The organism is Lactococcus sp., from assembly GCF_036648155.1.
In the GTDB taxonomy this organism is placed as follows: Bacteria; Bacillota; Bacilli; order Lactobacillales; family Streptococcaceae; genus Lactococcus; species Lactococcus cremoris.
Window position 1 is genome coordinate 112,212 of the sequence record NZ_JAVXIY010000009.1, and the last position, 9,945, is coordinate 122,156.

General features: G+C 35.8%; 8 protein-coding genes and 1 pseudogene. All 9 read right to left on the reverse strand.

Annotation, left to right across the window (positions count from 1 at the left end):
• Nucleotides 1-29 precede the first annotated feature (29 nt).
• Nucleotides 30-2,462 (reverse strand): annotated as a pseudogene (locus RSC39_RS10155) (cell wall anchor protein).
• A gap of 175 nt (nt 2,463-2,637) precedes the next feature.
• Nucleotides 2,638-3,684: a zinc-dependent alcohol dehydrogenase family protein gene (locus RSC39_RS10160; RefSeq protein ID WP_332536970.1), complete on the reverse strand. Its 1,047-nt coding sequence runs from the start codon at nt 3,682-3,684 to the stop codon at nt 2,638-2,640.
• 112 nt (nt 3,685-3,796) lie between these two features.
• Nucleotides 3,797-4,066, reverse strand: a complete 270-nt coding sequence (locus RSC39_RS10165) for a bacteriocin immunity protein (protein WP_011676578.1) — start codon at nt 4,064-4,066, stop codon at nt 3,797-3,799.
• A gap of 59 nt (nt 4,067-4,125) precedes the next feature.
• Nucleotides 4,126-4,833: a hypothetical protein gene (locus RSC39_RS10170; protein ID WP_332536972.1), complete on the reverse strand. Its 708-nt coding sequence runs from the start codon at nt 4,831-4,833 to the stop codon at nt 4,126-4,128.
• Between the two features lie 116 nt (nt 4,834-4,949).
• Nucleotides 4,950-5,885, reverse strand: coding sequence for a dihydroorotate oxidase (locus tag RSC39_RS10175; RefSeq protein ID WP_096815755.1), 936 nt, complete (start codon nt 5,883-5,885; stop codon nt 4,950-4,952).
• A gap of 1,061 nt (nt 5,886-6,946) precedes the next feature.
• Nucleotides 6,947-8,197: a MucBP domain-containing protein gene (locus tag RSC39_RS10180; RefSeq protein ID WP_332536975.1), complete on the reverse strand. Its 1,251-nt coding sequence runs from the start codon at nt 8,195-8,197 to the stop codon at nt 6,947-6,949.
• 328 nt (nt 8,198-8,525) lie between these two features.
• Nucleotides 8,526-8,669, reverse strand: coding sequence for a hypothetical protein (locus tag RSC39_RS10185; protein WP_332536977.1), 144 nt, complete (start codon nt 8,667-8,669; stop codon nt 8,526-8,528).
• Nucleotides 8,670-8,697: 28 nt separating this feature from the next.
• On the reverse strand, nt 8,698-9,057 hold the full coding sequence (locus RSC39_RS10190; RefSeq protein WP_332536979.1) for a hypothetical protein: 360 nt from the start codon (nt 9,055-9,057) through the stop codon (nt 8,698-8,700).
• Nucleotides 9,058-9,286: 229 nt separating this feature from the next.
• The gene (locus RSC39_RS10195) at nt 9,287-9,478 is read right to left on the reverse strand and encodes a hypothetical protein (protein WP_231105856.1); all 192 of its coding nucleotides are present in this window, start codon (nt 9,476-9,478) and stop codon (nt 9,287-9,289) included.
• Nucleotides 9,479-9,945: the final 467 nt, after the last annotated feature.

A 9,945-nucleotide genomic window follows, 5' to 3' on the forward strand; every position in this document is an offset into this window, starting at 1 on the left:
AACTATCACTTCATCGGAGCGTATTGATCTCATTTTTTACCCTTTCTATGGTCGTATAGCCAATCATAACCAAAAGATAGAGCTGAAGAAATCACAAGTCCCACTCCAATGGCTACTACTGCAGGTGCAGCTACTGCAAGAAGTCCCCCAGTAATTAATGTGCCAACGGCCAAGGTGATTCCCGCATTGGCAAAACCTTTCGCCATAGCATCATTCGCATCATGCCCAGTCGCTAGTTCCACTCCTGCGGTTAAAAATCCTCCTCCGATACCACCGGCGAAATCAGAGGCTCCTGCTAATTCAGGACCATATTTAGCCCAGCCGATAGCTCCGCTAATCCCGATTGATTGGCTCCCTACCTCACCTTCTAGCCAATTGTCACTATCTCCTCCGCCTGGAAGTTCTCCGCCATATCCTCTTTCCTCCGCCACAAGTTGAGCTTCTTTTGTATAATAAGCAGATTGTGGTACATAATTTGGATAGTAAGTTCCGTTAGAATTACTATATCCTCCTCCTGATGAATAACCATAACCACCAGAGTAAGAAGTGCCTCCACCGTAATAGCCATAAGTGGACACATAATAAACAACTGGCGCAATGTAATTCGGTACATATTCATAACCATTGGCATAATAAGTCGTCGCATAAGGATTGCTCGTGTTGTAATAAACAATCGGTGGAACATATTTGTAGTAAACGTTTAGCGTTTCATCAGTTTTCGGATAAAGTCCTGACCGTGTCGTGCTTCCTTCGATGTAGTAATTACCAAATTTATAAGGGACATTGACCGAATAAGGCTTGTTATAAAGTCCACTGGTTAATTGTTGTCCTAGATAGGTACCGTCCGTACCATAGTAATCATAAGTGACGGTACTTTGGATGTGATAATAATCACCAACTATTATTGTGTTCCCATTTCTGTGCTGACTTTCTTGTCCATAAGCATAATGTGGGAATTTGCTAGCTGGAACATTCCAAGAAACATTTGGAAACCAAATAAATTGATGTTGGGGAACGATAAGCTGATTGTTTTCGTCCGCATCATAATAGTTAAGATAAACAATATCTCTGACTTGTGTCGTCAAATGTGCTTGAAGTGCTGACCCAAAGAGGTCATAGCGCACGCCTTGTGAATATTGATAAGAATTTTCCGCCCGAGCGGGTGCTGGACTGTAAAAATCATAATCAAAGTTCGACAAGAAACCAACACCCAGATAACCGCCATAAGGGAGACTAGCTTGACCATTCAAATCCGTATAGGGAGTGGTGGTATCATAAATGACACCACTTGAATCGGTCGCAAGATTAGTGGTCTTTGGAATGACCGTTAAAAGGTTGGCAAGATTGGTCTTGACTCCTTGTGCCATATCAATATCCGTTGTGATAAATGAGGCAAGGACAGGCACTTGAAAATCTGTGTTATGTGCGACGATTTGATAGTTAATATTGACATTGTTTGCCCCAAAATAAAGAGCAACAATCGAGTTTCCGTCGGAGTTGGCGATGTTTTGTTCGCCTGTAAAAGCCAATCCAATCGGACAGTCAGACGTATTTTCTGCAAGGGCTTGCCAGCTTGATTCATCTGTCGAGATGACTTGGTATATCAAATCTAGATTCGTTCCGGCTAGGGTTGTTCCAACATTGGTAATTCGTCCAGAATCTCCAGCATTCATAGTATAAGTGGTCGCAGGTATGGTTGGGCCATCCGTTTGTCCAAAGTTTTCAGCACTGATTTGACCTGTTGTTTGACCTTTGATTGGTATAACCTGCGTATTTGCCGACCAATGTAACCCAGCCGGAGTCAGAAAATTATTGGGAACAAGGTTGTTAGCTTTGATTGTAATATTGACATCATCCAGTGTGGCTGGCCCTGTAATATCATTGGCGACTGAACCGGTCGCTTCAATACTGCTGATTGCAGGGTCTTGACTATTAGCTTGACTGGCAATTGAACCATTTGTGGGAGCAGGATTTATGATTGTTCCACTTGCCGAAAGACTTGATGCAAGTGTGACTTTTATTTTTGACGAATCAAGAGGAATACTTGGGGATTTTGAAGTCGAGGCGTTTGAACTCAATGAAGTTGAAACCTCTGAAGAATTAGAGCTTGCTTCTACACTTGAAGCCTGAGCCTAACTTGCCAAAGATGATGAATCCGAACTGGGACTTGGACTTGGGGCTGTGCTTGCCTGTGAAGGTTGCGTGGTCGCCTCTTTAGTTTGCATTTCTGCCTGTGAACTTCCTGTATTTCCTTCGGTTGTCGAATCAGACACGGCAAGGGAAGAATTTACAGTTGGATTGTTGACAGCTTCAGCTTGGCTTGTTTGTGTAACAGCTAGATTTTCATCTGCTTTTACTGCTAAAGGCAAACTAGTAACTAACAAACTTAAAAGAATTCCAGTGCTAAGCAACCAAAATTTGCTTGGTGACTTCATCTGAAAGGGCTTTTTCTGATTTTCCAATGTAAAACCTCCTTTTAGTGAATATTTTTTGTTTTCTGATTGTTTAATATTATACGCTTGATTAGAAACTTTTGTCAATATAAAGCAATGATTTTAACCAAATTTATAAACAAGACTTTTAGAATACAAAAAAACCTACCAAAAGTGGTAGGATTTTCTATTGTTGGTCTCTAATTTATCCCTCTGAAATTCTCAATAGAGATTTAATTGCTGTACGTTGATCCATTGCTTCATAAGCCTTTTGAATTTCGTCTAAGGTAAATTCTTCTGTAAAGACACGACCAGGATTAATCTCCCCATTTAAAACTGCCTCAAGTAAGATTTCTTTGTCCCAGCGTGCGACAGAGGCCACTCCACCTCCAAGTTGAATATTTTTCCAGAAGAGAGAATCAATCCATTCATTATAGTCAACATCATGAGGAACTCCCACGCGACCTACACGTCCTCCCGCTCTTACTGCTTGGAAAGCAGATTCAATGGCTTCTTTTGTTCCGACACATTCTAAGGCAGCATCAGCACCATAACCATTGGTTAAGGCCATAATTTTTTGAATCGCTTCTGCACCACGCTCAGCAATGATATCTGTTGCCCCAAAATCACGCGCCAATGCCGCTCGATCTTCATGGCGACTCATTGCAATAATCCGTTTTGCACCTAAAAGTTTAGCCGAAATCACTGCGCACAGACCTACTGCTCCATCACCAAAGACAACTACTGTGTCCCCTTCGTGAACATCTGCTGCTTTAGCCGCATGAAAACCTGTGGGCATGACATCCGCTAAAGTTGTCAACGAAGCCAGCTGTTCTTCTGAATAATCACTTGGTTTTCCTGGAATTTTAACAAGTGCACCATCAGCATTAATTGCTCGATAGAATTCTCCTTGATATCCCCCGTTAACTCCATCTTTGGCATTGGGGCAATTAGCTTCAAATCCTGCCAAACAGATTGGACAGTGTCCACAACCATGAGTAAAGGGAACAATGACAAAATCGCCCGCTTTAAAGTTTTTAACTCCCGCTCCAACTTCTTCAATGACACCAATAGCCTCATGACCTACTGGACCTGGCTGACGTTCAGAAATCCCACGGAACCACCATAAATCAGAACCACAAACGCAGGCACGAACGATTTTTATAATGGCATCTGTTTCTTTTTCAAGTTCTGCTTTGGGAAATTCTCTAACTTCCATCTTATTTTTTTCGACAAAATAGGCTGATTTCATTTTTTTACTTCCTTTTCATTTATTGAATTCATTATAAAATGAATTTAGCTTTTTGAAAAATACTTTTTAAAAAACTTCTTATGCTTTGAAAGCATAAGAAGACCTAAATAACTCACAAAATTCCACCAACTCCTCGTCCAAAGAGATTGTTACTAGAAATTTTTTGATAAAAATCGGCAACTTTTGGTGTGAGATTATAGCGTAATGCCAAGGGCCTAAGGGTCGCTTCTAATTTAGCAAGTTCATCAGCAAGTCGCCCTTGATTCTCTAATTGAACTTTCGTATGAAGTAAACACTGACGTTCCCAGTCACGAATATTTCTATCTAATACCAGATTATAAAGTTCATTTAAAATTTCTTGCTTTTCAAATGTTTTATTCATGAATTTATTATGCCACGAAATCACTTTTAAGACCACTAAAAACGCTTACGATTTTAAAGCTAGCGTTTTTTTGTCAAATTCATGTTTGGATAATTTTTAAGAATTCTTCGTAAGTTATAGTGTTTTAATTTCAAAGGACGGTTCTTCAGAAGTTCCAATACTTTTTTGCGGTTTGGTGCGGTTTCATGATTGGTCAGCAAATGTTTAAGACGAAACTCTTTGATAGCCGCATTTTCTTTATCAGAATCATCAATCATAGCCAATACTTCTTTTTTGGTTGAAATCGTAAAGATAAACGTTGACAGAAGGTCAGCTCCAAAAATAGTTAATATGAGAAGCACTCCCCAGCTATGCGTGATTGCATTAAAATCATGAATCCAATTTTGGACGGGTGGATTGACTAATTTAATCAAAATAATACAGCCTACACCCCAAAATAATGAAACGGGAATAGCTACCCTGCCCTCAATATTGAAAGGGAGGGTTGAATAGTCCCATAATTTCATATTAAAGAATTTCTCTAAAATCCAACTACCGATAAATTCGACAACAGTCACAATCACTATTGTATTAAGATAAAGACTAAATAAATTTCCAGTATCTGGAACTAAAAGTAAGACTGCTGACACACCAAAACCGTAGACAGGGCAATAAGGGCCTAATAAAAAACCTCTAAAAACAAAATGTCGGTCTTTAAGTGAACAATAGAAAGTTTCCCAAAGCCAACCAATGAAAGAATAAACGATAAAAGTCATAAAAAGTTCCATGTGTTTCTCCTTGTTTGTTTAATCTTTTACATTATATCATCTCTTCTAGTATTTTTTAAATTTCATTAATAAGATAAGAAAAAAGCTGTTTAAATTCAGCTTTTTATGATAATTTTTTATAATGATTTTAATTTTCCGTGGAAATCAGCAATTGATTGATAGCCTTTTTGATTCATTATTTCTTCTAATTCTTTAATGATTCTATCAAAGATTGCAGGTCCCTCTTTATGTAAGGCTGTTCCGATTTGAAGCATCGTTGCACCACATAAAAGGTGTTCAAAAGCATCCTGTCCTGTTTCAATCCCACCCGTTCCAATGATTTGAATTTCAGGTTTGAGTCGAGTATAGAAAGCACGGACATTTGCAAGCGCTGTTGGTTTGATATAAGCTCCACCAATTCCACCAAATCCTTCTTTAGGTTTAATAACCACGCTTTCTGCTTCTGGATCAATAAAAAGTCCATTCCCAATACTATTGACTGAGTTAACATAAGTCAACGGAAATTGATTGAGGATTTCTGCCATGATATCAAAATGAACGAGGTCAAAATAAGGAGGAAGTTTTACACCTAGCGGTTTTGTAAAGAAAGTAAAGACCTCTTTTAAGAGTTTTTCAGTGGCTTCAAAATCATAAGCAAGTTGTGGTTTACCAGGAACATTTGGACAAGAAAGATTCAACTCTGTAATTCCTGAAAAATCACTTTCTTGAATTTTCTTGAGCATAGCGATATTTTCTGCTGCACTCATACCCGCAATGGAAAAGAAGATTGGCCCTTCTTGAGCATTTTCTTTTTGATTTTTTAAAACATAGTCTAAGTAGTAATCAAATCCTAAATTAGGCAGACCCATAGAATTAATTGATCCTAATTCTAAGTCAACATAACGTGGGAGTGGATTACCTTCTCTTTTTTCTAATGTGGAACTTTTGGTGATATAGGCCCCTGCTTGAGAGGCTTTTAATTCTTCTAAATCCTCAATCGTCATACAATGGACTCCTGAAGCGTTCATAAATGGATTAGCGAATTTGGCATTTGCAAAAGTTGTATTAAGCATTAAAAAATCGTTCCCCTTTTCTATTTTTAACTATTCTACCACAAAATAACGCCATACACGCCGATGGAAGCCTATAACCGCCGTTTGTTAAGTAATAACTTTTTCGTTCTTCTCATAAAATCCTATAAACGACTTATTTTGGTTAGTGTTTGGTTACTTTATCAAATAACAAAATCTTTCATTTCTTCTGCTAAATCATCATTCATTTTCTTTGTTGCATGACTATAAATTCTTAAAATCATCTGCTCATTAGAATGATTAAACGTTCCCTAATACTTTTTATTGATACACCCATTTCAATTAATAATGAAACAGAATGTCTAAGCATATGTAATGTATATTTTTTCTCTTGATTTTCTTCTCCTAAAACTGAACATGTCTTCTTGAAATGAATTGACAACTTAACATCCCCATATGCTCTACCTTTTTTGTTTACAAATACAAAAGAATTATCTTTTAAATTTTCACGAAAATCGTTTAATATTTCAATACAACGATTATATAATGTACTTGTTCGATAAGACTCTACTATTTTTGGAGTTTGGAGCTGTCTTTCTTTTTTAGAGACGTCCAAACGGTATAAAGTGTGCGGTAAACTTAATGTCTGTTTTTCAAAGTCTATATCTTCCCATTGTAATCTTAAAGCCTCACCAATACGAAGAACTGTCAGGAATAAAGGCTCGGCTCATACAATAATAACTTTCTAACATCCTTTTCATATGGTATATTTTGTTCAAGAATAGATCTCATTTCATCAAGATTTAAAAATTTATTTTGTTTTTGTAAACCAACGGGTAATTCATAACAATTTTCTCTTGTTCTTCCATATAGTTTTCCCTCCAATTCTTTCAATAATAAACCGCTATCGCGCGCTACCGTTTACAAGGGGCAATTCGCCCCTGGAAAATGACTTTCCTACGGCAAGTTTTCTAAAGACAAACGGAAACAAGTTCCTATCATTTAATCACTGCCGATTGTATATCTCGTCTTTAATGAATAATAAAAAACGTAGTAAACTACGTTACTACATTCTTTTAATTTGAGATAACCTTTATATTTATTTATGGTGCTGCAATAACCACTCCGTAACCCTCAATAACATACGTCACTATTATTTCTTTATCCTGTACAGTGCCATTAACATTGTCTGGTGCTTTGAGTGAGTACCAATACCTTGTACCTGAGCTTGAACCATCTTCATTTGGTGAAATAAGATAGTCTACATCATTTCCCTTACCATCTTTAATATGAAATGTAACTTGTTCAGGCAATGAATATTTTTCACCCATTTTTGTTGGGATAGTAATATTATCAACTGTTTGTTTTTGATTATAGGTTTGCCCATTGTAGTCAAGGAAGGCAGAGTACTGTGCTAAGTTAGGATATTGTGAGACAAATGCACCATTTTTCAAAGTTGTAAAATCTGGAATTACAAAAGGATTACCAGAATTATCCACAAATTTAACCGTAATTATCGCACTTTGATCAACTTCTTTATATATATACTTCACAGTTTGTGAAGCAAGTGTAAATTTACCATTCGCATTACTTGGTGTACTTGATAAAGTATAGCCATCAATTTCTTCAGAAGAAGTTGTGTACTCTGACCCAACGATGCCTGTTAATGTTTTAGAAGGTGCAACTTCACTATTTGATTCATTTACAAATTGAATTGTGACTATTCCGTTTTCAACTGGCTTAGCATTATCAGAATAATCATGAAGATAGCCTATATATTCATACCCTGATATTGAAGAAATATTTTCCGAGTATTCACTACCAATTGAGTATTTTGTAGTGTTCTTACTTGCTAAATTTTCTAAAGTTGTGGCAGAAACATTCTTAAATCCCCCTAGGCTCCCCAAAATAAGGAGTATAAGAATAATATGCTTGGTTCTTCTCCACTTATAAAGCGCAAATCCAGTTATCGCTATAATAAGTACTCCTAAAACATAAAGTAACCTTCCAGATTGTTCCCCTGTTTGAGGAAGAAGCGCTACATTCTTAGAATTTGAATGAAGATTCTTTATCGGAGTTATACTTGATGAAGAAGGAATTACATTATTTTTATTTTCAACTTTTTTATAAACTAAAGAGAATGTTTCTTTATCATGTTTAATTATGCTACTAGGATTTCCCATGATTATTTTGCTTTGTTGTGTTGGATTAAGTGATGAATAATCAATATATTCGGTAGTTACAGTTGCAGTACTCATTTCAGCCGCATAACTTTTATTTCCAAATGAAAATAACGTTATAAAAGCAACGAAAAGGGTTAATAAGTTTAACCATAAAATTTTTTTATCTTTCATGAGCATACCTTTCTTTAAGTACTTTAATTATATCTTAAATAATACAAAAACACAACAGGCGTAATCACAATGTTACAATTAATCTAACTACCTACTTTATAGCATTATCAACTTACCCTTTATTAAAAGTCACATAATCTTTTTCGAATTCTGCTTCATCAGTGAGAACTGTGTCAATGGCTTCATTCAAACTACATTCTTCTGTTTCTTTGATTAAGAAAACACTCTGCAAATCATAAAAATCCTCCTCATTATAAGGTGACTTTTCACTTATCGAATATCCATTGCTTATTAAGCGTTCTACGGCTGTTTTTACAGTTTTTGAAGATTAACTCAACTTGCGAGATAAAGATGTAATAGTATAAGTTTTTTCTTCCAAAACTCCACTTTCTGCACGTTCCTGTACAACGTTAGAAATTGGGGGTGCTTCAAGTTTTACCTCTGTAGTATCAGCAAGTATAGGTAATTTCAAAAGTTCCTCATGAAAATCATAGCCCCTATCAATGGAACTGAGGAACTATAAAATTCACTTGCAAGTTAACCATTATTCGCAGCATAACCACATCCAATTTTGTCTTTGATATATTTGAAAACTTTTTCTCATGTTCATTTCCAAATATCATCCAATAACCTAAACCGGTCAAACGACCAACCGCCAACCATTTCATAAAGTTATCACGCAAGACTGATTTAAGACACTCAGCATCTGGACGTTGCATTGTAAGAATTAAGAAAACTCCCGATTGGCGCCCCTTTAAACCGATTTGAGTTAAAATTTGAATCACTTCATCAAATTCTCTATAGTCTAAACTAGAAATAAAAGCAGCCCATTCATCAAAAAGCACAAATTCAGGTGTCAAACCCTAATCAGAATAACGTTTTCCTGCTCTATAGTCAGGGCGACTCGTCATATAATCATAGCGTTCGCCCATGAATTGCATTTTTGAACGTAAACACTCAATCATAGTCTTTTTACCGAAAAATACATGATTTTCAAAAGCCGGAATATCTCTCATCCCACGAAATCAGAGCGTTTAAGGTCACATATATCCACGTGGCATACTTTTGCAAGGACTGATAAAATCGACATCAAAAGGACTGTTTTCCCGCCCCAGTACCACCTGCAATAGCAAATGTGGGGGCAGCTTCATAGTTCCAATACACCCCATTCATTAACTTCAAACCTAACTTTTTATCAACAATGACATCATTAACTGGAATACGATTCCTATCTCCATCAATAGGAAAATAAGTATGAAGTTCATAAGCTTCACTTTTCAAAGTTATGTATTAAAAAAACACCTATGAAGTTTTCAGGTGATTTTCCAATATTTCTAACAAAAAATCTTTTTTTGTTAATCTTTCTAGAATTTCAATCATTATCAGATATAATATATGGTAAATCCGATAATATTGTTTTGTCAAAGAATATTATAGATAAGAAGGAATTAGTTATAAAAGTTTAACTCATTTTCCATTTTATTACAACTTTTGGAAAACATGAAGAATCCTTTAATAATTAAATTATTCTTGAAAAACTAGATTTTATTCAATATTTTTATAAATTATCGTTAATATCTTTCAATAACTCAAGACTTTACGAAAAAATTAAAAAGCACTAACGATAAGTAGTACTTTTTTATAATAAATCCTTACGATTAATAATAAAATACCCGAATTGCTAGTTAATTTCATTGGAAAATAAATAAGTCGTGCTATCCTAATCTTAAACCACTAAGCATTAGAAA

Excerpts from the sequence above, each read along its gene's own strand:
- RSC39_RS10160 (WP_332536970.1), bottom strand. The coding sequence starts at position 3,684 with ATGAAATCAGCCTATTTTGTCGAAAAAAATAAGATGGAAGTTAGAGAA.
- RSC39_RS10165 (WP_011676578.1), bottom strand. The coding sequence starts at position 4,066 with ATGAATAAAACATTTGAAAAGCAAGAAATTTTAAATGAACTTTATAAT.
- RSC39_RS10170 (WP_332536972.1), bottom strand. The coding sequence starts at position 4,833 with ATGGAACTTTTTATGACTTTTATCGTTTATTCTTTCATTGGTTGGCTT.
- RSC39_RS10175 (WP_096815755.1), bottom strand. The coding sequence starts at position 5,885 with ATGCTTAATACAACTTTTGCAAATGCCAAATTCGCTAATCCATTTATG.
- RSC39_RS10180 (WP_332536975.1), bottom strand. The coding sequence starts at position 8,197 with ATGAAAGATAAAAAAATTTTATGGTTAAACTTATTAACCCTTTTCGTT.